19 protein-coding genes are annotated in these 25,249 nt (G+C 58.9%); 9 read left to right on the plus strand and 10 right to left on the minus strand.

The genetic code is table 11. The features are described from left to right. Positions 1-4: 4 nt before the first annotated feature. Entirely contained in the window at positions 5-985 is a 981-nt protein-coding gene (locus tag IF189_RS13575; protein WP_134826780.1) for an HlyD family secretion protein, read from the plus strand. Positions 986-1,043: 58 nt separating this feature from the next. Here the strand turns inward: IF189_RS13575 and IF189_RS13580 are convergent, their stop codons facing one another. The 4 genes from IF189_RS13580 to IF189_RS13595 all read right to left on the minus strand — a co-directional run bounded on the left by IF189_RS13580 (position 1,044) and on the right by IF189_RS13595 (position 8,041). After that, the gene (locus tag IF189_RS13580; RefSeq protein WP_114882879.1) at positions 1,044-2,465 is read right to left on the minus strand and encodes an efflux transporter outer membrane subunit; all 1,422 of its coding nucleotides are present in this window, start codon (positions 2,463-2,465) and stop codon (positions 1,044-1,046) included. Continuing rightward, on the minus strand, positions 2,462-5,653 hold the full coding sequence (locus tag IF189_RS13585) for an efflux RND transporter permease subunit (protein WP_085709791.1): 3,192 nt from the start codon (positions 5,651-5,653) through the stop codon (positions 2,462-2,464). The genes IF189_RS13580 and IF189_RS13585 overlap by 4 nt, the downstream gene beginning before the upstream one ends. A 15-nt stretch (positions 5,654-5,668) precedes the next feature. Then, the gene (gene mexE / locus IF189_RS13590) at positions 5,669-6,922 is read right to left on the minus strand and encodes a multidrug efflux RND transporter periplasmic adaptor subunit MexE (RefSeq protein WP_085709792.1); all 1,254 of its coding nucleotides are present in this window, start codon (positions 6,920-6,922) and stop codon (positions 5,669-5,671) included. A 192-nt stretch (positions 6,923-7,114) separates the two neighbouring features. Continuing rightward, positions 7,115-8,041 carry an HTH-type transcriptional regulator ArgP gene (locus tag IF189_RS13595; RefSeq protein WP_134826781.1) on the minus strand — a complete coding sequence of 309 codons (927 nt, stop codon included), beginning with the start codon at positions 8,039-8,041 and terminating at the stop codon, positions 7,115-7,117. Between the two features lie 190 nt (positions 8,042-8,231). Here IF189_RS13595 and IF189_RS13600 point away from each other — a divergent pair, with 190 nt between their 5' ends. The 3 genes from IF189_RS13600 to IF189_RS13610 all read left to right on the plus strand — a co-directional run bounded on the left by IF189_RS13600 (position 8,232) and on the right by IF189_RS13610 (position 10,164). Further along, complete coding sequence (locus tag IF189_RS13600; protein ID WP_134826782.1) at positions 8,232-8,510, plus strand: hypothetical protein; 279 nt, start codon at positions 8,232-8,234, stop codon at positions 8,508-8,510. A 34-nt stretch (positions 8,511-8,544) separates the two neighbouring features. Beyond that, positions 8,545-8,829 (plus strand): hypothetical protein, encoded by a 285-nt coding sequence (locus IF189_RS13605; protein ID WP_134826783.1) that lies wholly within the window; start codon positions 8,545-8,547, stop codon positions 8,827-8,829. A 150-nt stretch (positions 8,830-8,979) separates the two neighbouring features. Then, positions 8,980-10,164 (plus strand): sugar transporter, encoded by a 1,185-nt coding sequence (locus IF189_RS13610; RefSeq protein WP_192553484.1) that lies wholly within the window; start codon positions 8,980-8,982, stop codon positions 10,162-10,164. 153 nt (positions 10,165-10,317) lie between these two features. Here the strand turns inward: IF189_RS13610 and hxsA are convergent, their stop codons facing one another. From hxsA to IF189_RS13635, 5 genes are all read right to left on the minus strand, one after another. Beyond that, complete coding sequence (gene hxsA / locus IF189_RS13615; RefSeq protein WP_192553485.1) at positions 10,318-10,926, minus strand: His-Xaa-Ser repeat protein HxsA; 609 nt, start codon at positions 10,924-10,926, stop codon at positions 10,318-10,320. Beyond that, positions 10,923-12,158 carry a His-Xaa-Ser system radical SAM maturase HxsC gene (hxsC, locus tag IF189_RS13620; protein ID WP_192553577.1) on the minus strand — a complete coding sequence of 412 codons (1,236 nt, stop codon included), beginning with the start codon at positions 12,156-12,158 and terminating at the stop codon, positions 10,923-10,925. Before hxsC ends, hxsA begins: the two co-directional genes overlap by 4 nt. Further along, positions 12,158-13,645: a His-Xaa-Ser system radical SAM maturase HxsB gene (gene hxsB, locus IF189_RS13625; RefSeq protein ID WP_192553486.1), complete on the minus strand. Its 1,488-nt coding sequence runs from the start codon at positions 13,643-13,645 to the stop codon at positions 12,158-12,160. The genes hxsC and hxsB overlap by 1 nt, the downstream gene beginning before the upstream one ends. Beyond that, positions 13,642-13,941, minus strand: coding sequence for a His-Xaa-Ser system protein HxsD (hxsD, locus tag IF189_RS13630; RefSeq protein WP_192553487.1), 300 nt, complete (start codon positions 13,939-13,941; stop codon positions 13,642-13,644). Before hxsD ends, hxsB begins: the two co-directional genes overlap by 4 nt. A gap of 357 nt (positions 13,942-14,298) precedes the next feature. After that, entirely contained in the window at positions 14,299-15,213 is a 915-nt protein-coding gene (locus IF189_RS13635; RefSeq protein ID WP_085709803.1) for a LysR family transcriptional regulator, read from the minus strand. 270 nt (positions 15,214-15,483) lie between these two features. Here IF189_RS13635 and IF189_RS13640 point away from each other — a divergent pair, with 270 nt between their 5' ends. The 4 genes from IF189_RS13640 to pgm all read left to right on the plus strand — a co-directional run bounded on the left by IF189_RS13640 (position 15,484) and on the right by pgm (position 21,710). Then, on the plus strand, positions 15,484-16,506 hold the full coding sequence (locus IF189_RS13640; RefSeq protein WP_085709804.1) for a zinc-dependent alcohol dehydrogenase family protein: 1,023 nt from the start codon (positions 15,484-15,486) through the stop codon (positions 16,504-16,506). Positions 16,507-17,052: 546 nt separating this feature from the next. Beyond that, positions 17,053-18,507 (plus strand): hypothetical protein, encoded by a 1,455-nt coding sequence (locus IF189_RS13645; RefSeq protein WP_134826785.1) that lies wholly within the window; start codon positions 17,053-17,055, stop codon positions 18,505-18,507. A gap of 46 nt (positions 18,508-18,553) precedes the next feature. Continuing rightward, on the plus strand, positions 18,554-19,954 hold the full coding sequence (locus tag IF189_RS13650) for a PLP-dependent aminotransferase family protein (RefSeq protein WP_134826786.1): 1,401 nt from the start codon (positions 18,554-18,556) through the stop codon (positions 19,952-19,954). A gap of 109 nt (positions 19,955-20,063) precedes the next feature. Then, positions 20,064-21,710, plus strand: a complete 1,647-nt coding sequence (gene pgm, locus IF189_RS13655; RefSeq protein ID WP_134826787.1) for a phosphoglucomutase (alpha-D-glucose-1,6-bisphosphate-dependent) — start codon at positions 20,064-20,066, stop codon at positions 21,708-21,710. Between the two features lie 62 nt (positions 21,711-21,772). Here pgm and IF189_RS13660 read toward each other — a convergent pair whose 3' ends face one another. After that, the gene (locus tag IF189_RS13660) at positions 21,773-22,468 is read right to left on the minus strand and encodes a pirin family protein (RefSeq protein WP_134826788.1); all 696 of its coding nucleotides are present in this window, start codon (positions 22,466-22,468) and stop codon (positions 21,773-21,775) included. Positions 22,469-22,747: 279 nt separating this feature from the next. Here IF189_RS13660 and IF189_RS13665 point away from each other — a divergent pair, with 279 nt between their 5' ends. Next, the gene (locus tag IF189_RS13665; RefSeq protein ID WP_192553488.1) at positions 22,748-25,222 is read left to right on the plus strand and encodes a UvrD-helicase domain-containing protein; all 2,475 of its coding nucleotides are present in this window, start codon (positions 22,748-22,750) and stop codon (positions 25,220-25,222) included. Positions 25,223-25,249 lie beyond the last annotated feature (27 nt).

The following is a 25,249-nucleotide window of genomic DNA, read 5'->3' on the forward strand; positions in this document are numbered from 1 at the left end:
TGCCTTGAAGACGTTGCTCACTCGATTGACGACATTGGCCGTGGTGCTGCTGGCCATCGTGCTCGGCTGGTTCGCCTGGGAGCATTACACCCGCGCACCCTGGACGCGGGATGCGCGGGTGAGGGCAGATGTGGTGACCCTGTCGGCGGATGTCTCGGGACGCATCGTCAGTCTGGCGGTGCAGGACAACCAGCATGTCGAGAAAGGCCAATTGCTGCTGGAGATCGATCCGGCTCGCTACAGTCTGGCGGTTGAACATGCCAGACGTTCGGTAGAAGTGGCGAAGGCAACACTCGGCCAATCCCGGGCGTCCATCGTGGCCAGCGAGGCCTTGCTGAAACAGCGCGAGAGTGAGGAGCGACGCAGACGCACACTCAAACAGGGCTTCGCGATTTCCGGTGAAGAGTGGGAAAAGTCCAGCACCGACGTGGCTGTGGCCCAGGCTGATCTGCTGCGTAATCAAGCGAATCTGGGATTGGCTGAAGCCAACGTTCAACTGGCTATTGCGGCACTGACCCAGGCCGAGTTGGATTTGCAGCGTACCCGTGTCGAATCGCCGGTGAGCGGTTATGTCACCAACCTGTTGACCCGGCAGGGCGACTACGCAGTGGCCGGCGGCGCATTGCTGGCACTGGTGGACAGCGACTCGTTCTACGTCAGTGGCTATTTCGAGGAAACCAAGCTGCCACGGATCGAGGAGGGCGACAGGGTACGGATCGAGTTGATGAGCGGTGAGAAGTTTGGCGGCACGGTACAAAGCATCGCCTTCGCCATCGCCGACCGGGAAAACGCGCCGGGCAGTCGATTGCTGGCCAACATCAACCCCAGTTACACCTGGGTAAAACTGGCGCAGCGGGTCCCGGTGCGAATTGGCATCGACCCCGACTATGCAGGCAAGGATCGCCTCAGGGCAGGCACCACAGCGACCGTCACCGTTCTGGAAAACCACGAAAGACAGGCACAAAAAAGCCCCGCGACCGAATGATACGCGGGGCAAAAAATTGGTTGGTTGCGGCCAACCAAAGGAGCTCTTTAAAAAACTGTTACTTGCTGGCGACCGTTTCCGGTTGCCAGCCACCACCGAGAGCCTTGTAGATCGCGACGATGCCGCGATACAGCTCGACTTCGGCCTGGGCCTGGCTGTCTTCGGCGTTCAAGCGTTCACGCTGGGCGTCGAGCAGCACCAGGAAATCCGTGGTGCCTTCGCGGTAGCGGATCTCAGCCAGGTCGGCAGCCTTGCGGCTGGATTCGCTCTGGCGGATTAGCGAGATCAAGCGTTGCTGACGTTTGCCGTAATCACTGAAGGCGTTTTCCGACTCTTCCAGAGCCAGCAGCACTTGTTGCTCGTAGGTTGCCAGTGCGCCTTCGGCATCGGCGTCGGCACCGCGCAAACGGGCACGCACGCTACCGAGGTCGAACGCCGCCCAGGTGATGCTCGGACCCAGCGCCCAGGCGTTGGCCGCCGAGGAACCGATCTGCGAACCACGCCCGGCGGTCCAGCCGAGGAAGCCGCTGAGGCTGACCCGTGGGAACAGGTCGGCCTTGGCCACACCGATACGTGCCGTGGCGGAAGCCAGTTTGCGTTCGGCGCTGAGGATATCCGGGCGACGTTGCAGCAGTTCGCCCGGGTTACCGATCGGCAATGCCTTGGCAATGGCTGGCAAGTCTTTCGGGCTCAGGTCGACGGTCAGCTTGTCCGGACGTTCACCCAGCAGGGTGGCGATGCGGTTTTTCTGCCGAACCTGCTCCGCCTGCAATTGCGGCACGCTGGCTTCCACCGAGGCCAGACGGGCATCGGCGCGCTCGACATCGAGCTGATCGCCGACGCCGGCGTCACGCAGGCTGATGGTGATCTTGCGCGACTCCTGCTGGTTTTCCAGGTTGGCCACGGCGATCTTTTCCCGCAGCTGGGCGCCACGCAGTTGACCGTACGCGTCCACCAGTTCGGCAATCATGGTGACTTGCAGCTGGTACAGATCGGCTTCGGCAGCCTGCTGATCGGCTTCGCTGGCTTCCAGGTTGCGCTGGATGCGACCAAACAGATCGACCTCCCAGGCCATGTCCAGACCCAGGTCATAGCGTTCGCTGTTGACCCGTTGGGTGGTCTGGCCGGGAATCTGTCCCTTGCCCAGATTGCTGCTGGCGCGGCTGGTGATGGTCGGCATCGCATCGTTGCTGACGTCGTCGCGGATTGCCCGGGCCGCTTTCCAGCGAGCAAAGGCGACGCGCAGTTGACGGTTGCCTTGCAGCGATTGAGTCACCAACTGGTTGAGGGTCGGATCGTCGAACTGCTGCCACCAGATGCCTTCGAATTTCGAACGGTCAAAGTTCTTCTGGCCGGCGGCGCCGTCGGTGGCGGCCGTGATGTTGGCCGCCTCCGTGGCTGGGGTCTTGTAGTCAGGGCCGACTGCACAGGCGCTCAGGGCCAGTACCAGCAGGCTCGGCAGGAAGACTTTCAGACTCATTGGTGCGCCTCCAGTTGCTGTGGAAGATTCTGCGCCTTGGCCGCTTTGCGGGCTTCACTGCGTTCCACGAAGTTGCGGATCAGTACGTAGAACACTGGCGTCAGCAGCAGACCGAAGAAGGTCACCCCAAGCATGCCGGAGAACACCGCCACACCCATGGCGTGACGCATCTCGGCACCGGCACCGCTGGAGAACACCAGTGGCACCACACCCATGATGAACGCGAACGAGGTCATCAGGATCGGCCGCAGACGCAGGCGGCAGGCTTCCAGTACCGCGGCCAGCGGATCGAGACCTTCCTGCTGTTTGTCCTTGGCGAACTCGACGATCAGAATCGCGTTCTTACAGGCCAGGCCCACCAGTACGATCAAACCGATCTGGGTGAAGATGTTGTTGTCGCCGCCGGAGATGATCACGCCGGTGATGGCCGACAGCAGGGTCATCGGTACGATCAGGATCACCGCCAGTGGCAGGCTCCAGCTTTCGTATTGAGCGGCGAGCACCAGGAACGCCAGCAGTACGCAGAGCGGGAACACGAACAGCGCGGTGTTGCCGGACAGAATCTGCTGGTAGGTCAGGTCGGTCCACTCGTAGGTCATGCCGTTCGGGAGTTCATCCTTGAGCAGTTTCTCGATGGCTTTTTCGGCCTGGCCGGAGCTGTAGCCCGGGGCTGCGGCACCGTTGATTTCAGCAGTGATGAAGCCGTTGTAGTGCATCACGCGATCCGGGCCCGAGGTGTCGCTGACCTTGATGAAGGTCGCCAGCGGGATCATTTCGCCCTTGTTGTTGCGCACTTTCAGCTGGCCGATCTGGTCGGATTCGAGGCGGAACTGCTGCTCGGCCTGAACGTTGACCTGATAGGTACGACCGAAGCGGTTGAAGTCGTTGGCATACAGCGAACCCAGGTAGATCTGCAGGGTGTCGAAGATGTCGCTGACGGCCACGCCGTGGGTCTTGGCTTTTTCCCGGTCGATGGCGGCATCGACCTGCGGCACGTTCACGGTGTAGCTGGTGAACAGGTTGGCCAGTTCCGGAACGTTATGGCTCTTGGCAATGATGTTCATGGTTTCCTTGTACAGCTCTTCGTAACCCAGGTTGCCCCGGTCTTCGATTTGCAGGCGGAAACCACCGATGGTGCCCAGACCTTGTACCGGCGGCGGCGGGAAGATCGCCATGTACGCTTCCTGGATGTTCGCGTATTGGCCGTTCAGGGCCCCGGCAATTGCACCGGCGGACATGCTCGGGTCTTTACGCTCGTCGAACGGTTTCAGGGTCACGAACACGATGCCGGCGTTCGGGCTGTTGGTGAAGCCGTTGATCGACAGGCCCGGGAACGCTACGGCACTTTCCACGCCAGGTTGTTTCAGTGCCAGGTCGGACATGCGCTTGATCACGTCTTCGGTACGGTCCAGGCTCGCGGCGTCCGGCAGTTGCGCGAAGGCCACCAGGTATTGCTTGTCCTGGCCGGGTACGAAACCGGTCGGCGTGCTGGAGAAACCGAAGAAGGTCAGCACCATCAGGCCTGCGTACAGGAAGAGGGCGATGCCGCTGCCACGGATGACCCGGCGCACGGTGCCGACGTAGCCATGACTGGCGCGGTCGAAGAAGCGGTTGAACGGACGGAACAGCCAGCCACCGAAGATCTTGTCCAGCACCCGCGAGAAGCGGTCTTTCGGTGCGTCGTGACCTTTGAGCAACACAGCGGCCAGCGCCGGCGACAGGGTCAGCGAGTTGAAGGCCGAGATCACTGTAGAGATCGCGATGGTCAGTGCGAACTGCTTGTAGAACTGACCCGTCAGGCCCGAGATGAATGCCGCCGGTACGAACACCGCACACAGCACCAGCGCCGTGGCAATGATCGGGCCGGTCACTTCACCCATGGCCTTTTTGGTCGCATCGAAGGGATTGAGCCCCAGTTCGATGTTCCGCTCGACGTTCTCCACCACCACGATGGCGTCGTCCACCACGATACCGATCGCCAGTACCAGACCGAACAGCGACAGGGCGTTGAGAGAGAAGCCGAACAGGTGCATCACCGCAAACGTACCGATCAACGATACCGGCACCGCTACCAACGGAATGATCGAGGCGCGCCAGGTCTGCAGGAACAGGATCACCACCAGAACCACGAGGATCAGTGCTTCGAAGAGGGTGTGAACCACCGCTTCGATGGAGCCGCGCACGAAGATCGTCGGGTCATAGACGATGCTGTAGTCCATGCCTTGCGGGAAGCTTTTCTTCAGCTCTTCCATCTTGCCGCGAACTTCGTTCGAGATTTCGATGGCGTTGGAGCCTGGACGCTGGAAGATCGGGATCGCCACGGCCGGCTGGTTGTTCAGCAACGAACGCAGGGCATATTGGCTGGAACCCAGTTCAACGCGGGCGATGTCCTTCAGGCGAGTGATTTCACCGTTGTCGCCGGCGCGAATGATGATGTTCTCGAACTCTTCCTCGGAAACCAGACGGCCCTGAGTGTTGACCGACAACTGGAAGCTCTGGGCATTCGGGGCAGGGGGAGCGCCCAGTTGGCCGGCGGCCACTTGACGGTTCTGCTCGCGAATCGCGGTGACCACATCAGTGGCGGTCAGATTACGCGAAGCGGTCTTGTTCGGATCGAGCCATACACGCAGCGAGTAATCGCCCATGCCGAACAGCTGCACGTCACCGACACCACCGAGGCGAGCGAGCTCATCCTTGATGTTGAGGATTGCGTAGTTGGACAGGTACAGCATGTCGTAGCGTTTGTCCGGCGAGGTCAAGTGCACAACCATGGTCAGGTCGGGCGAAGCCTTGTCGACGGTGATACCGATCCGTGTCACTTCCTCTGGAAGTTTCGGCTCGGTCCGGGTCACGCGGTTCTGCACCTGCACCTGCGCGTTGTCCAGGTCGGTACCCAGGGCGAAGGTGATGGTCAGGGTGATCTTGCCGTCAGCGGTGGACTGCGAGGACATGTACAGCATGTTCTCGACGCCGGTGATGGCTTGCTCCAGTGGAGCGGCCACGGTTTCACCGATGACTTTGGGGTTGGCGCCCGGGAAGTTGGCACGTACCACCACGGTTGGCGGCACGACTTCCGGATATTCGCTGATCGGCAACTGGAACAGCGAGATCGCACCGGCAATCAGGATCAGCAGCGAAAGCACCGCTGCGAAGATCGGCCGTGAAATGAAGAATTGGGAAAAATTCATCGGAGTTGTCGTCCCTTAACCGCGTGGGGTCGCAGCAGCCAGTTTCACAACCGATCCCGACGCGCCTTTGGCAGGTGCGACTTTGGGCAGGTTGCTGGCTTCCAGCGCTTGTCGTTGTTGAGCGAGAGCGGCAATGGTTTGCTCGCTGGCCATCGGGATCACTTCAGGGGATACCGGAGAACCAGGGCGAACCCGTTGCAGACCCTTGACGATGATGGTGTCGTCCTTGTTCAGGCCGCTGCGCACGATGCGCAGACCTTCGATCTTCGGACCGAGCTCGACGGCGCGGTAGGCGGTCTTGTTGTCGCCATCCATCACCAGCACGAACTTCTTGCCGAGGTCGGTGCCGACCGCTTCATCGTTGATCAACATGGCGTTGTAGGTGCCGCTGCCGACCAGTTTCAGACGCGCATACAGGCCCGGGGTGTAAGTGCCGTCGCTGTTGTCGAACACGGCGCGACCACGAATGGTGCCGGTCTTCGGGTTGACCTGGTTGTCGACGAAGTTCATCTGGCCCAGGTGCGGATTGCCGTCTTCGTTGGACAGACCCATGTACACCGGAGTGGTCGCGCCGCGCTGACCCTGACGGGCGAGTTGGGTGTATTTGAGGAAAACACGCTCATCCGCGTCGAAGTAGGCATAGACCTTGTCGGTGGAAACCACGCTGGTCAGCGGGGTGGTGTCGGCGGTCACCAGGTTACCGGCGGTGATCTCGGCCCGGCTGACGCGGCCACTGATCGGTGCGGTTACACGGGTGAAACTCAGGTTCAGTTTGGCCAGATCCAGTTGCGCTTGCAGGGCGCCGACAGCGGCACGTGCTTCCTGTGCAGCACTGGTGCGCGAGTCAGCCAGTTCGGCGGAAATGGCGTTGCTGGCACGCAGGCGTTCGCCACGGCCGGCTTCGTTTTCACTGCGGGTGGCGTTGGCGCGAGCCTGGGCTACGAGGGCTTCAAGGCGGCGAACCTCGGCCTGGAACGGACGCGGGTCGATCTGGAACAACAGGTCGCCTTTCTTGACCAGTGCACCTTCGGTGAAGGCGACTTCGTCGATCTGGCCGGAGACCCGTGGACGGATTTCAACGGTTTCCGGCGCCTCGAGGCGCCCGGTGAATTCGTCCCACTCGTTGACCGGTTGTTCCAGCACCTTGGCCACGCTGACCTTGGCAGCAGGCATGGCGGCGGCGGTTTCTGGAGTCTTGCCGCAGGCGCTCATCACCATCACGGCCAACAGAGCCAACGGGAAGCGCAAATGTTTGAGTGATTGTTCCATGGATGCATCCGCCAATGTATTGAAGATGGGCGGATGATGCTCGGCAGGTAGATAGCAAACGAATCGAATGACACGAAGGTAACTATCATTCGGAATGATATAAGACCGAGCGAAGCCCTCTAGCATGCACCTTTCGTTAGGGGGCTATCAATATGGTCGATGACAAATCTGTGTTGCCGCGAATGCAACGGTTCATTTTTTCGGCATGGTGGAGCGTTTGATCGCCGTTTTGCTGCTCAAGATGCGGCGCGCGGCATGTACTGCACGTTCGGAGAGCATTTCCATGCGCGGTGATTGCAGGTCCCAGGCGTGCCAATAGAGCTCGACATCAGTGAAATGACCCGGCGCCAGATCCACCAGATCCCGATTTTTCAGCAGGTCGCTCACCTGCATGTACGGCACCATCCCGTATCCGAGGCCGCGACGTATGGCTTTGAGGCGGGCCTCGGGAAGTGACAGGTAATGGGTCGGATAAGCATCTGCCTGCAGACCGAAACGTGACCGCATGAAATCAGACTGCAAAGTGTCCTTGCGCGAATAAGCGAAAACAGGTGCCTTTCGCGCAGCCGTGCGGGTCAGACCCTTGGCAAACCAGCGCTCCTGAAAGGCGGGCGATGCCACCAATTGGTAGCGTACCGATCCCAACAATTCTGCAAAACATCCACGCATCGGCTGTGAGCGCGTGCCGATGCAACCGATGACCTGGCCACTTTCCAGTAATGCATAGGTGTGGTCCTGATCGTCGACCACGACGTCGAGCAGGATTTTTTCGCTGACGAATATCTCGGCCAGCGCAGGGAAAAACCAGGTCGCCAGCGTGTCCCCGTTGACGGCTATGACAACCCGCAGATGGTCTTTTTCGTCACCGGTCAGGTCGTTGAGGAGTTCCTCTTCGAGCACCGTTGCGCGGCGAAGATAGAGCATCAGCTTGCGTCCGGCCTGAGTGGGTTCGCACGGTCGCCCGCGCACTACAACCGAGCTGCCCAGGCGAACTTCCAGTGCGTGTATCCGTTGCGATACCGCCGACGGCGTCACGTTGAGCCGTTCCGCGGCCTTTTCGAAACTGCCGCTGTCGACGACGGCAAGGAACGCCTGCATCTGTTTTGCATCGAGTTGCATGGCCGCCAGTCTCGTTAAGTTTTTCTAATCCGCACTGAAAGATACTTCGTTTTTCTTCATCTTGGTACCGAACTGCTCAATCATTTCATCACCGCGATCTGACAGATTCAGACCCGCACAGACGTTGCGCTATTGACCACACAGGGGGGCGCGTTATGAGGAATGAAATGTCCAGCGATCGATGCCTGCCATGAAACTCAACATGATCATTGCTGTGAGCGCTGTCGCATTGGTCGGCAACTATATCTGGCAGTCCCACGACTTGAAGCTCGGCCCCTACGAATATCAGGCGTCGGCGAATGCTCTGCTATCGAGACACACCCACTCAGGGGCGCGTCAGCTGGCCTTGGACAAGGCCTGCAAAAAGTGTGCATCGCTTGGCAAGCAGCTCGGCGAGTTTGAAGTTCAATCTCGCTTGCCGCTGGATCCTGAGAATGAAGTCGCCCACGTGACGTTCGTCTGCAAGTGATTTCAAACAGCGCCTTTTACCGATGGAGAAAACCATGAAGTTCATTATTTTCACGTTGTGCGCGATGCTTTTGAGCGCTTGTGCCACCTCTGTTCAGAACTGGTCCAGGCCGGGCGCAAGTGTCTCTGACATCCAGCACGACAAAGCTGAATGCCAGTATCAGGCCAAAGCCGCAACGGCCAGCTACCACTCCACACCGGCAGCAAATGACCAGACTCACGGCATGGGCAGCGCCGTGGGGGATGGCATCGTTATCGCTGAAAAACAGATCGATCTGACCAATGATTGCATGCGGGTCAAAGGCTATGCCGGCCAATGACGCACGCCTGTATCCCGAGCGCCGAGAGTTTCACCCCCATGATGAACCCGTCCGCGTTTCTTTATAGTAGAGTCGCCATCGAACCACCTGTCGTCTGAGGCTTTCCGGCAATTGGTGTACGCAAAACCGACAGATGGACACGACTTTCAAATGAGCAACTCTACGACGACCACCAGCGGCAATTGGTATGCGGTCATTGCGCTGGCACTGGCAGCATTCGTCTTCAACACCACCGAATTCGTCCCGGTCGGCCTGTTGAGTTCGATCGGCAGCAGCTTCGACATGACGTCGGCTCAGGTCGGCCTGATGTTGACCATCTATGCCTGGGTGGTGTCGCTGACGTCGCTGCCCATCATGCTGCTGACGCGCAACGTCGAGCGGCGCAAGTTGTTGATCGTGCTGTTTGCGATGTTCATCGTCAGTCACATTCTGTCGAGTGTGGCGACCAGCTTCGCCGTCCTGTTGCTGAGCCGGATCGGCGTGGCGTTATCCCATGCATTGTTCTGGTCAATCACCGCTTCGCTGGCCGTGCGCCTGGCGCCGCCGGGCAAGCAGGTCCAGGCGTTGGGCTTGCTGGCGACCGGCACATCCCTGGCGATGGTGCTCGGTATTCCCCTCGGCCGGATACTGGGCGAGGCGATGGGCTGGCGAGCCACCTTCATCGCGATCGCAGTCTTGGCGGCTACGCTGGTGTTCTGGCTGGCGAAGGTCTTGCCGTTGTTGCCGAGCCAGAACTCGGGCTCGCTCAAAAGCTTGCCGTTGTTGTTGAAGCGACCGGCGCTGGTGGCGATCTATGTCCTGACGGCCATGGTCGTGACAGCTCACTTCACCGCCTACAGCTACATCGAGCCTTTCGTTCAGGTCGTAGCGGGCATGAGTGGCGAGACGGTCACGCTGATCCTGCTGTTATTCGGCGGCGCGGGGATTTTCGGATCGCTGTTGTTCAGCTGGCTGCACCGGTACAGCCCGCAGCGCTTTCTGATCGTCGCCGTGTCGTTGCTCGCGTTGTGTCTGGCGTTGCTGTTGCCTTTGAACGGCGAGGTTTCCTACCTGTGCACCCTGAGCCTGTTCTGGGGAATGGCGATCATGGGCTTCGGTCTGGCATTGCAGTCCAGAGTTCTGGTGCTGGCACCTGACGCGACCGATGTGGCCATGGCGCTGTTTTCGGGGATCTACAACATCGGCATTGGCGGCGGGGCGTTGATGGGGAGTTGGGTGGGGAGCCAGTTTGGTTTTGCTTATGTTGGGGTAGTAGGCGGGATGCTGGCGGGGTTGGCGTTGTTGATTTACTGCCTGTCGGTCTATCGCTTGGCCCGGCCTGGGGCTTCTGGTTGAGTTTTTGAACCGCTTTGCTACAGGAAAAATACCGATGGCAAAGCGGTTTCGGCAATACTTCAGAGACTATCCGGATCCCCTGTTTTAGCCATTTCTACAGCTTTGCCGGGTCGAAATGATTGTTGCTGGCGAGGCGCTTTAACTTGAAGCGGTTTATGGAATCTTGATCCCCAATGCATTCAGCGATGGGGTATCCATCCGACCATGCACGGTCAGCCCACTATCTGACTGAAAGGCCATCAATGCACCACGAGTTGCCTTGCCCATAACCCCATCAATGGTGCCTTGGTAATACTGGCGCACCATCAGCGCGGTCTGCACACGGGTGACCAGGTTGCTTTTCTGCTCGTTGGTTGCGCGACTCTTTGAAGTGCTCGAACTTGTCCCGCTGGTAGTGCCAGACGACTGATAAAGGCTGTTGCTGCTTGAGGTGCTGCTCGAAGTACTCGGCGTGCTGTAACTCCGAGTGCTGGTAGCGGGTGGGCTGTAGTAGCGAGGTGCGCTATACCCACCGGAGCCGCTGTAGTGAGAACTGTGCGAACTGTGGGACCGGTGTGAACTGTGCGAGCGATGTGCCGCGTAGATGTTCACGGCGTCTGGCGCATTGAGTGTATCGATAAACACCGGAGGCTGAATCTTGTCGCTAGGTTGCCAGCTCGTATCGGCGAGCGGCATATGGCCTGCCTGTGCCAGGGTAGTTCCTGCAATTGGCAGAAGGGTGATTCCACTGATCATGACTTTCCAGCGATCAAGCAATTTCACTGTGCACTCCTTGCGTAGGCGCTAAAGGCCTCGGGCGATAGTCGTTGTATGCCGCGGCTTTGCCAGCGGTCGGTGTGGGATTTGAAGAAGCCAGAGCAATGTTTGACGGCAGAGCATTGCCGGCAGGTATCGATGAATAGGTTCTTCCAGTCCGAGATGCTCTGGCGGGCGAAACGCGAGAGGTGGGCCGGGATCAGGCACAGGGGCAAGTTGTAGATCGAAACCGGCACTCCGCGGTTGAACAGGAAATACACGGCTTGGCTCAACGACTCCTGATAGTCCAGCGGGTCAATCCACAGTTCTTCGTAGTTCTTCCTGGCCAGGCCGGTACTTTCGATACCCATCAGCGCAACATGCCGCACGAAGGGCAGGTTCCTGAACACATAGTGGGCGAGCTCTGGCAAGCGTGGCGTGGTCAGGCGATTGAGCACTACGCGTATCTCGATGATCTGGTTGGCTCGGGCCAGGTTGTAAAGGCCCTGCAGGGTTTCGCTGAACGCGCCCGGAGCCTGTACTACATGATCATGGTCTTCGGCATTGTCCGCATACAGTGGAATGCCCCAGCTCAACTGAGGATGGCCAACGGCAGTAAGTGAAGCGCCCCAGCTCGGGTCGTTGAACAAGCGGCCATTGCTGAGCACATGAATGGATTTCTGCGGTAAGACGACTTTGCACTTGGCCAGGATTTCGAGCAGGCCGTCGCGATAAAGCGTTGGCTCTCCGCCACTGATTCCCAGATTTTCCTCGCCTGGGTCCATCAGGTCTATCAGCCGTAGGTTCTCTTCGATATGCCAACGGTCATCGATATCTTTGGGCGGCTGCGAGCACATCAGGCAAAGGCTGTTGCAACGATCTGTCATGAACAACAGGTTGCTGTCCGAGCCGCGTCGATAAAGCACTCTTACCAAAGCGTTGCCCGGTGTGATGGCGATAACATCACCGGGCTGTACAACTTCCGCATCTTTGGGGGTGTGCAGGTGTAGCCGTTCGCTGTCGAATTCGCCTATCAATGGCTCTGGAGTCAGAAATCCACCCAATGGCAACGAAAGCATGTGCGGATTCCGTTGCAGTTCATCATTTGGCAACCAAAGCAATAGGTCGCCGAACTCGGCGTTACCGGCACAAACAGCCAAGCCTTGCTCGATGAACTCATTCAGAGTGATGACCTTGAGCAGTTTTGGCTCGTGCAGGTGAAGGATTTCGAAATGGGTATCTTTGCGTAGCATCGCTATCAGGTCCTGTAACCCGGAAAACGAACATCGCTGTAGGAGCGTCTGTTCAACCAGGACAGCAGCACTCTTTGTACATTGTCGTCGCCGTCGCGAAGCAAACCGAACAAATGCTTCAGCAGCCCCATGTTCTTCTTGCAGAAGTTGCTGAATACTCGGTGTCCGATCGGATCGCCCTGGCGAGCATAGTGTTCGACAGGGTCTGCACCGCAGTAGGGGACCAGCGCGCAGTCCGAGCAACCGGGCAGTGCTTCCGCAATGCCACTGGCAAGCAATGCATCCATGACGGGCGATGCCAGCAGCTCAGGTAAGGGTTGCCGGACGGTACCAAGCCTCAAGCCGTCTTCGCCCATTTCCAACAACATCCGGGCTTCGTCCGAGGGATAGACATAGCCGTCATAGTTGTAAACCAGCGCTGCGGTACCCGCGCCGGTGGGGGAGCGCAAGTCCACGTAGCCAGAGGAGAAGGGCGTCAGGATATTCTTCAGCAGCAGGCTCGTGTAACTCTCCGAAAGGTATACGCCTTGCTGATTGATCTTCAACAAATAGGCCAGTGCTTTATGGTAGAAGGCCAGGTAGCGCTCAATCGGGTAATCAAGGCGATGGGCACTCTTGGTGGCGAACCCATAAGGGCTCAGTGGCCGAAGCGAGATGCTGGAAAAGCCCTGGCTTACATACTCGTCGATGATCGCTTCAGGCTGTTCGAGGCTTCTTGATGTCAGTGTGGTCAGCGCGGAAACCGCATCATGCCCAAGACGCTCACGGACCCACTGGATGCCTTTCACAGTGCGCTCGTAGGAGTCTCGTGAAGGGGTGGGGCGGTTGGCATTGTGCAAGGCTGCCGGCCCATCAAGCGAGGTCGAAAACTGGATGCGATTTTGTTCTGCGAAGTCGAGTATTTCCTCCGTCAGATGGTGCAGCGTGGTGGTGATGACGAACTGGATATCCCGTTGTTCGACCACGTTTCGCTCAACGACTGATTCGACAATCTGGCGGACGCGCTCGAAGGCCAGAAGCGGCTCGCCACCTTGAAACTCCACAGTCAGGGCAGGAGCGTTCGATTCGAACATGCGATCGACCGCTGCCTGTGCATCCGCTTCCGTCAGGTCGTGGCCGGATCCTCCCAGAGGGGCTCGCGACACCTGGCAGTACTGGCAGGTGTGGTTGCAGCGCAATGTAACCACGAACAAGTGCAGTGCAGGGCCCTGGAAAAGAAAGTCCTTGCGACTGCGATACTGCGCGGCCATTTCCGGGAGCGGGTCGTGGCGGCCTGGTTCGTAGATGAAGTGGCGAGCCAGCAGGTCCTTGTAAAAAGGCGTACCTGTTTGGACATCGAAGTAACTTAGGGCTCGTAATTGCGCGTCGTTCACGTGCATGAACTCACCGGTATCGGAGGTGAGCAGGATGTCACGATCATGTCCCGTGTTCATGCGCATGAATCGGAAAGGCAGCAAGCGGTAGTGCTTGGCGTCTGTCGCAATAATGGTCACTGGGAAATCCCACATCCAGCGAGCGCAGCTCGGGCCAGGACTTCGCGCAACCCTACTGTTTCTCGGTTGATATGGTCGCGTAGGGCGAAGTCGTTCAGTTGCTGAAGGATCAGCGAGTGAACCCGCTCCGGGGAAAGCGTTAGCCTTGTTTCAACGGGGTGAGCCGTGAGAGTTATCTGATTGGTCTCACTACCGACCTGGATCGTGACGGTGTCGGCCAGGGAATAAGCTGCGCGTTGCACCACACTGAGCGGGTAGGCTGCGCTGTCGAGTTTCAGCGTGACTGGCCATGTCATCGGAACCGATCCTTCAAATCCGTTGGAAACGTGTGGATTTTGCCGGTTGCCGAGGCATTGTGCCATCACATTTTTTATATTTGCACACATTTGTCCGGCGAGGCGGTGCTGTACTCACTCGGTTAAGCTATCGATAAGAGATAAGGCCAAGGGCTCATATAAACCTCGCTGCGAAGCGTGAATGAGCGAGTAGCCGCTGCACAAAAGCACGTCTAACGAGCTTGCATGGAGCAGTCATTTGAGCAGGGCAAGGAACTTGTCGAAGGGGGCGCCGCCGGAGAGGCGATGCCCTTTGTCTCGACCAGAAAACTCGTAAATGAGCGGAATATAACGGGCGCCGATGTAGTTGAAGTTGGCTTACAGGCTATCCGGATCCCCAAAAAACATCTGAATCCGCGACCGCAACCACCGTTCCCCCGGATCGTTATCCTGCGACCCACGCCACGCCATGTGCAGTTCAAACGTGCGCGTCGGCAGCGGTGGATCTTCCGCTCGAACGCCACCCGCAGACGTCAGCGCATCAGCCGTGTAATCCGGCACGGTCGCGACGATGTCGGTTCCGGCCAGCAACGTGCTCAAGCCGTTGAACTGCGGCACGGCCAGCACCACGTGGCGTTTGCGGCCGAGTTTTTCCAGTTCTTCATCGATAAAGCCGCTGAGGTCGCCGGCGAACGACACCAGCGCATGGGGGCGGGCGCAGTAGTCGTCCAGGCTCAGTGGTCCCGGCACGGTGTCGGCGCGCAGCAGTTTTGGCTGGCTGCGGCGCAAGACCTTGCGCTTGGCGTTGGCCGGCAGGTCGGTGGTGTAGCTGACGCCGATGGAGATTTCGCCGGAGGCGAGCAGGCCGGGCATCAGGATGTAGTTGACGCGGCGCACCACCAGCACGATCCCCGGTGCCTCGGCACGCAGGCGCTTGAGCAGCATGGGCAGCAACGCGAATTCGACGTCGTCCGACAAACCGATCCGGAATACCGAGGTGCTGGTGGCCGGGTCGAATTCGGCGGCACGGCTTACCGCTGTCGAAATCGAGTCCAGGGCAGGCGAGAGCAGGGCGAAGATTTCCACCGCACGGGCGGACGGTTCCATGCTGCGCCCGGTGCGTACAAACAGCGGATCGTCGAACAGACCGCGCAGGCGCGAAAGCGCCGCGCTGATCGCCGGCTGGCCGAGAAACAGCTTTTCCGCCGCGCGGGTTACGCTGCGTTCGTGCATCAGGGTTTCGAATACGATCAACAGGTTCAGGTCGACACGACGCAGGTCATTACGATTCATCTGGAGTCCTGGCAGAGTCATCAAGCTTGACGAGAGCGACCATATGAGAACAATGGCCGGCATGAATCTTACGGGGAAAGGCTGGTACTCTGCACCGGGTAATTCAGCTTTACTGAGAAGGATGCAGCAGTTTTTTCATGGATTTGCTCAATGCTGGCCATACTGCGGAATCAATGACAGGCATGTCGACTATTAATAGCCACTGATAGTCTTGGCTGGAAAGCCCAGATAGAGTTCAGGGCATTAGAGGTTACTTTGACGAGGTTTGCGATGTCCCGCACGATCCGTTTTCACAAGTTTGGTCCGGCCGAGGTGCTCAAATGCGAAGAGCATGCGGCCGCTCAGCCAGGTCCTGGCGAAGTGCAGGTGCGTGTCGAGGCGATCGGCATCAGCTGGTATGACACGCTCTGGCGTCAGAACCTGGCGTCGTCGCAGGCTCGCCTGCCTTCGGGCCTGGGCCATGAAATGGCGGGTGTGGTCACGGCCATTGGCGACGGTGTCGAAGACCTGATCGTCGGTGACAAGGTGGCCAGCTTCCCGGCCGAGAGCCCCAATGACTATCCGGTCTATGGCGAACTGATCGTTCTGCCACGTACCGCGCTCACCCGTTATCCGGACGTGCTGACCCCGATCGAGGCCAGCGTGCATTACACGCCGCTGTTGATCGCCTATTTCGGTTACGTCGATCTGGCGCGAGTCAAACCCGGGCAGTTTGCCCTGGTCACTGACGCCAGTCATTGCGCCGGTCCGTCGTTTGTCCAGCTGGGCAAAGCGCTGGGTGTGCGCGTGATTGCCGCCACGAAAACCGCTGAAGAGCGCGAATACCTGCTTTCCCTCGGTGCCGAGAAAGTGATCGTCACCGAAGAAGAAGACCTGTTGATGCGGATCAACAAGATTACCGACAACCGCGGCGTCAACGTCGTGTTCGATGGTCTCGGCGGCCCGCAGATGTCGCTGCTGGGCGATGTACTGGCTCCTCGCGGCAGTCTGGTGCTGTATGGCCTGCAAGGTGGCAACCAGACGCCATTTCCGGCGTGCGCAGCGTTCCAGAAGAACATTCAGTTCTTCGTGCACTGCATCGGCAACTTCACCGGCAAGCCGGAGCTGGGCATCGTCCAGGATCACGTCGCGCTGCAACGTGCCCTGCGTGACATCAACCAGCTGACGGCCGACCGCGTGCTGGTTCCGCTCAAGACCCGGGTCTTCCCGTTCAACGAGTTTGTCGAAGCACACCGCTACATGGACGAATGCCCTTGCCGTGAGCGGGTCGCCCTGCAAGTCGAACCTGCCTGACTTTTGTGATCAGAGTCCGTGGCCCCACGGACTCTTGTGCGTTCCATCCCTCAGACCATGAGAAACCCTGGGCGCGATGCCTGGGGGCGTTCAGCAACTGAACTGGTTTTTACTCTTGATCTGTATCTTCTAATCGCCATCCAGACCCTGATAATTGAATGACTACTTTCATCTCAAGGAATGAGCTATGTCTGTGCATTCTGTTTACTTTGCGCAATACCGGACAATAGTGGCTAGCCGATATTTCAGATTCTGTTTAATTGCTGTAGGGCGACCCGGTAATCCCTTCTTTTTTTCTTGTACTCATCATGTGCAAGCCATTGTAAGAATTTTCCTAGGAAAACTTCTGTGTCGAGAAAAGCCTGTAAAGACGCGGGCTTGCGGCGTGCGGTTGGTGAGTTTCAATTGTTGCGAGCTTAACTGTTTCAAATAACTACAAAAACTTAAGTGTTAGCATTTCAGCGTCTATTAATTAATGAAGAGTGATTGCGTATCCGGCGTTCGTGGCTGCGCAATATAAAACCTTTGATATCGGGTGAAGTACTGATGAGCACGATCCATGACCAGGCAATGAACTATGTCTACCAGCAAGTATTGCAACGATTGCTGAGTTTCTTTTCCCGTGCCGAACGCACGGCATTGCAGCTGTTGATTCAGCGATTGGCGGTAGCCGCCGGGGGCATGGATCGTATCGGTGAGTTCAAGGTGCTGGTCACGCAATCGGGCACTCGGGATTGCTGCTACAGCCTGGCCCTGTTGCGTGCTGCGCAACTGAGTATCGCCGGACGGGCTCCGGGGACCTTTCAGTTACGGGTGGCGACCCTGCGTGGTTGCGCGACACCAGCGTCGGCATTGCACAACATGCATCGCAGCTACAGCGCCCTGTTTCTGTATGACGACCCAAGGATCGAACTGCTGATGATCGACAACCGGGAGGTCCTGCCTTTCAATCATCACGAACCCCTTTCCGACGACGGGCGCGAGGCGAACCGCATCAATTTGCTGATGGTTGGCCATCGCCGCTGCTGGAGTGAGAGCCTGGAGCTTTGGGACGATGCGTACCTGGCCACGGCCGAGTTCTACGGACAGGTCGCTCGATGGAGCAATGGTGTCGATGCACTGGTCAGCAGCGACTCCGCACGCCGTCAGGCGCACTTCCTGCAAGGTCTGGATCGTGCAGCGCAGAAGGCCGGCATGGGCGCGCTACCGAAGCGGACCGGCGGGTTCGATGAGTTGTTCGAGGTGCTGGACGGTATGGGAGGTGACTGTTATCGGGAACTCCGTGCACCAGACGACCTGCCGCCGTGGCGGCCGCTTGGCCAGTTCGAAGCCTGTCGACGCACCAGTTATATCGGTATCGATGACATCGTGGTGGGCAAGATGGAGGAGCGGTGGCCCTTGCTCAGCGATTTTCTCGGGTTTCAGACTGACGATCTGCTGTTCGAACCGGGTACCGGTGAGTCGGCGGATCCCTTGATCGCTGCCTACCTGAGCGGTCTTCAGGCTTGCTGCATCGAGGGTCGCAATTACGAAAGTGGCGTATCCGAATACCTGCAGCGTTGCCTCGCATTGATGCGTCGCCAGCATGTACCGGAGCAAACCTGCGAGCGTTTCATGGCGACGTTCGGCTCCTTGTCGGATCCGGGTGAGCATCGATCACTGGCCGCCACCGCCTTGCAAAAGAATTTCGGGCTCAATGAAGCGCAGCTGGTCTGTCTGCTGTTTGCGCCTTTCATCGAGGGCGGTGCAGGACTCGAACGTTTTCTGCGAACCTGCCATCCGGGCATGCTGGTGGCCATGCCGGACCTGCATCGCGCGATGCAGGGCTTGCACGCCCCTGAACAGGTTTTGCAATGGATGACCGATGTCAGCGGCCTGTCCGTGCAACTGATCAGCCGGTTGTATGCCATGACACCTGTCAGAGTGGCTGAGCAGGCGACGCACGCTCCGGACCTTGCCGACATCGAGGTTGCCGCAGGCGACCGCTCGGCGGAAGGTTGAGAGTGAGTGTGGTGCCCGATCGCCAAAGAATGCCGGACGCCCGCTCATGAATGCCTCGCGGGAAACCGATTTCGCCTATCAGGCGGTCTATCGCTATCTCACCCAACTGATCGATGGGCCAGGAGGCGAAGGCGCGATGCGGCTGCCATCCTTGAGGCAACTGGCCGAACGGTTGAATGTGTCGATTTCGACCATCCAGTACGCCTACGCGCTGCTCGAGAGAGAAGGCCGGGTCTATTCCGTGGCCAAGTCCGGCTATTTCGCACAGCCGGCATCCGCGGTCATGCCGCCGGGGCGAGGCAATGACTTGCTGGAAACCGTCTACGTCAACGCCAGGTGTTTCGGCATGCGCGTATTGAGCGCCGACGATCCGGCCTCGATCCAGCCGCTGGACAGCCCGCTGCTGATGCTCGAACGGGAGTTGATGCGGCAATACCCTCGGCAATCACAGGTACCGGCCCAGCCTTGTGGCGAGCTCGAGTTGCGCATGCTGCTGGCGGCTCGATACACCTCGTCGCCGACCCACTGCTGGCACGCCGAGGACGTCTATATCGGCGCTGATGTGAGAGGGGTGCTCGAGATCCTGATCGCTGTCCTTGAGCTGCGTAACGCAACCGTGGTGGTTGAATCGCCCTGTGACTGGATGGTGTTGCGCCTGTTCCAGTCTGCCGATGTGAGGGTCATCGAGCTGCCGGTGCAATCGGGCGGGGAGCTTGATCCACGGCAATTGAAGGTGCTGCTGGAAACCGAGCCGGTTCGACTGATCCTGCTGTCTTCTGTGTTGAACATGCCCCGTGGCAGTCTGACGCCTGAGGAAAATCGCGAAGCCATCGCGCAATTGCTCAGGGATCATGGAACCTGGGTGCTGGAAAACGACAGTTACAGCGAACTGGGTGACGACTGTGAACGTCGGCCTCTGCGGGATTTGCTGGACCCGGATCGTCTCCTGGTGTTTTCCACCTTCGAAAAGGTGATCGGTGTCGAAGCACCTTACGGTTTCGTGCTTGCTCGGCAGTGGCGCACCGACTTGCAACGGCACTTTCTGCTGCGCTCGTTTCGACTTTCGCCGATTCGCCAGAAGGCTATTGCCCGACTGTATGCCAGTGGTCGCGTCGATCAGCATCTCCCTGTGTTGAAGCGCCTGCTCAAGGAGCGTCGTTCCCGGTTGATCGAGTTGCTGCGCGAGGGGCTGGGCGATGCGCTGCAGATCGATGAGCCGCAGGGCGGCGCGACGGTCTGGGTGCGCTCGTCGCGCCGAGTGGTGATGGGGGCGGTGTTTCAACGTCTGCTCAAACAGCACGTGTTGATCGCACCGGGCGAGCTGTTCAGTGCACAAGGCATGCATGGGCAACACATGCGGCTGAGCGCAACAGCCAGCAGCGGGCCTGAACTGGAAGGCGTCGTCGGTTTGATCGGCGACGCGTTGCGACTGGCGCCCAATGGCTGAGCTGTTAAAAAACATCGGGGACGCACTGGATAGATCCCATCGCACTACGGTCAAACTGCCAGTAAACTCCGCTGTAATTTCCTGAACCACTCTATTTCAGAGGTTTTGCATGACACTCAGTCCTTTTGCGGGCAAACCGGCACCGGCAGAGTTGTTGGTCGACATCCCGCGACTGGTAACGGCGTATTACACCGGTCAACCCGACGCTTCGATTTCCACTCAGCGTGTGGCGTTCGGTACTTCCGGTCATCGTGGCAGCTCCTTCGACTTGAGTTTCAACGAGTGGCATGTTCTGGCCATCAGCCAGGCAATCTGCCTGTACCGCGAAGCCCAGGGCATCACCGGCCCGCTGTTTGTCGGCATCGACACTCACGCGCTGTCGACTCCGGCCGGGGCCAGTGCCCTGGAAGTGCTGGCAGCCAACGGCGTAACCGTGATGATCGCCGAAGGTGACGAGTACACCCCGACGCCGGCCGTGTCTCACGCCATTCTTTGCTACAACCGTGGTCGCACTACCGGCCTCGCTGACGGCATCGTCATCACTCCGTCGCACAACCCGCCACAAAGCGGAGGCTACAAATACAACCCTACCAACGGTGGCCCGGCCGACACCCACATCACCAAGTGGATCGAAGCCAAGGCCAACGAGCTGCTGGCGAACAAATTGGCTGGCGTAAAACGCATCGGTTACGAACAGGCGCTCAAAGCCCCGACTACGCACCGCCACGATTATGTCAACACCTACGTTGCCGACCTGATCAACGTCATCGACTTCGATGCCATCCGTGACGCCAAACTGCGTCTGGGTGTCGATCCATTGGGCGGAGCAGGGGTGCGCTACTGGTCGGCCATCGCCGACCACTATCGTCTTGACCTCGATGTGGTGAACAAGGAAGTCGATTCGACGTTCCGCTTCATGACCGTAGACTGGGATGGCCAGATCCGCATGGACCCATCGTCCAGCCATGCCATGCAAGGCCTGATCGGCCTCAAGGAGCGCTTCGACGTCGCGTTCGCCTGCGATCCGGACCACGACCGTCACGGCATCGTTACTCCGTCCGGCGGCCTGCTGGCGCCGAACAATTATCTGGCCGTGTCGATCGACTACCTGTTCCAGAATCGTCCGCAATGGCGCGCCGATGCGGCCGTGGGTAAAACCGTGGTCAGCAGCGGTCTGATCGATCGTGTAGCCAAGCGTCTGGGCCGTCGTCTGTACGAAGTGCCGGTCGGCTTCAAGTGGTTTGCCGACGGTCTGTTCGACGGCTCGCTGGGGTTCGGTGGTGAAGAAAGTGCTGGAGCATCGTTCCTGCGCAAGGACGGTGGCGTCTGGAGCACCGACAAGGACGGTCTGATCCCGGCCCTGCTGGCTGCTGAAATGACTGCCCGCACCGGTCGCGACCCAAGCCAGGCTTACCGTGCACTGACCGAAGAGCTGGGCGAGCCGTTCTCGGTACGTGTCGATGCCAAGGCCAACCCTGAGCAGAAAGCCCTGCTGAGCAAGTTGTCGCCGGAGCAGGTGACTTCGACCGAGCTGGCGGGCGAGAAGATCCAGAGCATCCTCAGCAAGGCGCCGGGCAACGATCAGGCCATCGGCGGTCTGAAAGTGATGACCGAGAACGGCTGGTTCGCCGCGCGTCCTTCGGGCACCGAGGACATCTACAAGATCTACGCCGAGAGCTTCATCGGCGACGACCACCTCAAGCAACTGGTGGCCGAAGCGCAAACCCTGGTCGATGGTGCAATTTCCACCAAGTGATCAGTGCTGAATAAAAAAGGGCGACCATGAGGTCGCCCTTTTTTTGCCCACAATCCAGCCGATCAGGCCAGATCCACCAACACGATTTCACTGTCTTCAATGGCCGTGACGGTCAGCACCGGCTCCTGGCTCACCGCGACACCGTCTCGAGCTTGTGCACGCAAGCCGTTGACTTCAATAACGCCGGTGGCCGGTACGAGATAAGCGCGGCGTCCGGCATCGAGTCGATACTCGGCGGTTTCCCCGGCCTTGATGGTGGCCGCCACCAAACGTGCGTTGGCGCGAATCCGCAGGCTTTCATCGTCACCGTCCTTGCCGCTGGCAAGCGTCACGAAACCTTCGCGCTCACCTTTGGGGAACGGTTTGGCGCCCCAGGATGGCGGTGCACCGGTTTCGGTCGGCAGAATCCAGATCTGGAAGATCTTGGTCGGGGTCGCTTCCAGGTTGTATTCACTGTGGGCGATCCCGGTGCCGGCGCTCATCACCTGAACGTCGCCTGCTTCAGTGCGGCCCTTGTTGCCCAGGTTATCCTGGTGGGTAATCGCACCTTCACGCACGTAAGTGATGATCTCCATGTCCCGATGCGGGTGGGTGGGGAAACCGGTGCCCGGGGCAATGATGTCATCGTTCCACACCCGCAGGTTGCCCCAGCTCATGCGCTGTGGATCGTAGTACTCGGCGAACGAAAAATGGTGATGGGCATCCAGCCAGCCGTGATGGGCGCCGCCCAGCGAGCTGAAGGGTCTGAGTTCAAGCATGATCTTCTCCTCATAAGGTTCGTCATGGGGCGTTTCGGCCGCAGCCACGAAGCGAGACCGGTGATTGATGGCGAGCATCATCTATCAACCAATGATCGATAAAAAGCGTAAAAAGTGCTGCATTCTCATCGAATTGACTGATGTTATAAATCTCGAAACGCTCTCATGCAGCCTTCAGTTCATCGCCTAACTCAATGACCCGTAAGCATTTCGCTAGAACTCAACGGCAAATGCAGACACCATAGCCCTCAACAGCCTCAGCCTCTGGAGTCCGTCAGCGTGGCGCAACACACCCCCGATCTTCCTCCCGAACTTCGTCCCCTGGCTGAGATGCCGTGGTTCAAACGCCTGGCGGCGCGTTTCCTCGGGCATGGTCTGACGCAATTGCGCGCCCAGCATCGGGCATCGTGGCTGCACGGCCAGGCCGATGGCTTTCGCAGCGGGCACACCGCCGGGTTCGATTACGGCTACAAGGAAGGCAAGGCCGAGGGGCTGGAAGAGGGCCGTCAGGTCCTGTTGATCCGCGACAGCCGCAGCACCGAGCACCGCGCGCCGGGGATCGACAATCACTTGTTCGATGACTGGCGCCTGCCGCTGACTGCCGAGCTGAAGAAGCGCATCAAGGCTGACGTTGCCCGCTTGCTGCCGGTCCACGCTCAGCCAAGTGTGGCGCAGTGGAAGATGATCTTCAGTGATACACCGTCAACGTCGGTGGTCGCCGGGGCGGGGGCTGGCAAATCGACCACGCTGGTGTTGCGCATCCTGCTGCTGACGCACTACCTGGGCTTTGAGCTGGATTCGATGACCGTGGTGACGTTCACCCGGGAGTCGCGCAAAGACTTCATCAGCAAACTGATCGAGCTGTTTGCCCTCTGGGGTCATTCCCTGAGCCAGAAAACCGCCCGGGATCTGGTGCGCACCTTCCATTCGCGGATTCTGCCGATGGTGCGCAGCCTGCCGGGGTTCGAGCGTTTGCAGGCGTTTGAAAACCTCAGCTTGCGACCACAGGGCGGGGACGATGACGTCGACAGCAATCCATTCGATCTGCGGATCAACGACGCCCAGCGCCAGCAGCTCAACGCCTGTTATCACCGCCTCTACACCGAAGACGAGCGTTTCCGGCAATTGATCCAGCCATTGTCCCGGCATGCCTTGCAGCTCAAGGAACTGGAGCGCGATCACCCGGACGTGCAAAAACGCATGGCAGTGACCGAACTGGCGGCCAAGCGTGACGAAGAACTGTGCGATGTGATCGAGGATCTGTGGTTTCGCGCCGGTGCCTGGCCGATCAAAGGGGTTGAGCCGAATCGTCAGACTTTCGAGATCAACGGCTCGACCTTTCACTGTCATGGCTACATCCCGAGTCTCGATGCCTGCGTCATTCTGGGTTTCGACCCCAAGGAAAACCCTCAAGTCTGCCGTCCCGATGCCAAGCTGACGGTCCGCGCAGAATGGGCCGTGAAGCGCACCCTGTTTCAAGCTTTCTGCCGTAAGCCATTGATTTGGATAGATAGTTACGAATCATCAAAGCGTGTTTTGGCCACGTTGGCCGGTGATGCCAGTGCGGGTCCCGGTTTCGATTACAAGGTCAAGGGAGAGCTCGCATCTGCCCCGTTGCTGGACTGTTTTGTCGCTGCCGCCGGTTTTATCGAGAACCTGGGCCTGGATGTACCGGACGCCGTTGGCCGCATGAGTTTCGCCAAGGATGATCCGGACCGGTTTTTCTTCGAGGCGCTGAGCCTGTTCTGGCGCGCACTGGAAGATCACTTGCTCGATCAGAAGCCGCCGGTCATGACCTACAACCGCATGTTCGCGCTGTTCAGCGAGCACTCGCCGGAAAACCTCAAGCTACTGAGCGATGAACTGCTGCGCCCCATGTCGCACCTGATGATCGACGAATTTCAGGACGTTTCACCGCAGATCGTCTCGTGGATTCGCGCCAGTCTTGCAGAGATCCGCAGCCGTGGCCCGGCGATGCACGTCGGGCGCGGTGCGCAACGTTCATCCTTGCTGTGCGTGGGCGATGACTGGCAGTCGATCTACGGCTGGCGCGGCAGTTCGCCGAGCTACTTCATGGAGTTCAACAAGGAGTTTTCCTCGCCAAGCACCACGCGAGTGATGCTCAGCGACAACTACCGCAGCCATCAGCACATCATCGACGCAGCCGAGCACATCGTTCGTGCAGCACCGGCGATTCCCGGCAAAAAAGCCAAGGCCAGCGGCGAGGAAAAGCCGTTGCAACCGGTCAACGTGCTGGAGCGCGACGACGAGGCATTGGGCCAGCGCCTGGCGGAGCACTACAGAAACGGCGATTCGATCTTGATGCTCTATCGAAAAAGTAGCGATAAGTCATTGATAGAACAACATATTCAGTCGGTAGTTAATGTTGATTCGAGCTTGCCGTACGAGTCCCGACGCTTGAAACAGCTGACCTATCACAGCGCCAAAGGCTTGCAGGCCGACGCGGTGTTTCTGCTGGGCGACTGCCAGCACCTCACCAGTTCGCCCTACAAGAATCAGGTTTACCGCATGGCCGGGCTGGGCAAGGCCGGTGACAACGAGCCTTACGACACGGCGCAGAAGGACGAAATCCTGCGTCTGGCCTATGTCGGCATCACCCGGGCGGTGAGTCATTGTTACTGGTATGTCGAACCGCAGGACGTCCAGGCAGTGAACATGCCGCGTGCGTCCGATCGGGTCGCCAAGGGCAAGCCGTTCTTCATGGACCACCGGCCAGAAAAGAAAACCGCCTGAAGCAATCGCCCACAAAAAAGCCCGCAC

It is taken from the genome of Pseudomonas sp. IzPS59 (assembly GCF_014863505.1).
In the GTDB taxonomy this organism is placed as follows: Bacteria; Pseudomonadota; Gammaproteobacteria; order Pseudomonadales; family Pseudomonadaceae; genus Aquipseudomonas; species Aquipseudomonas kribbensis.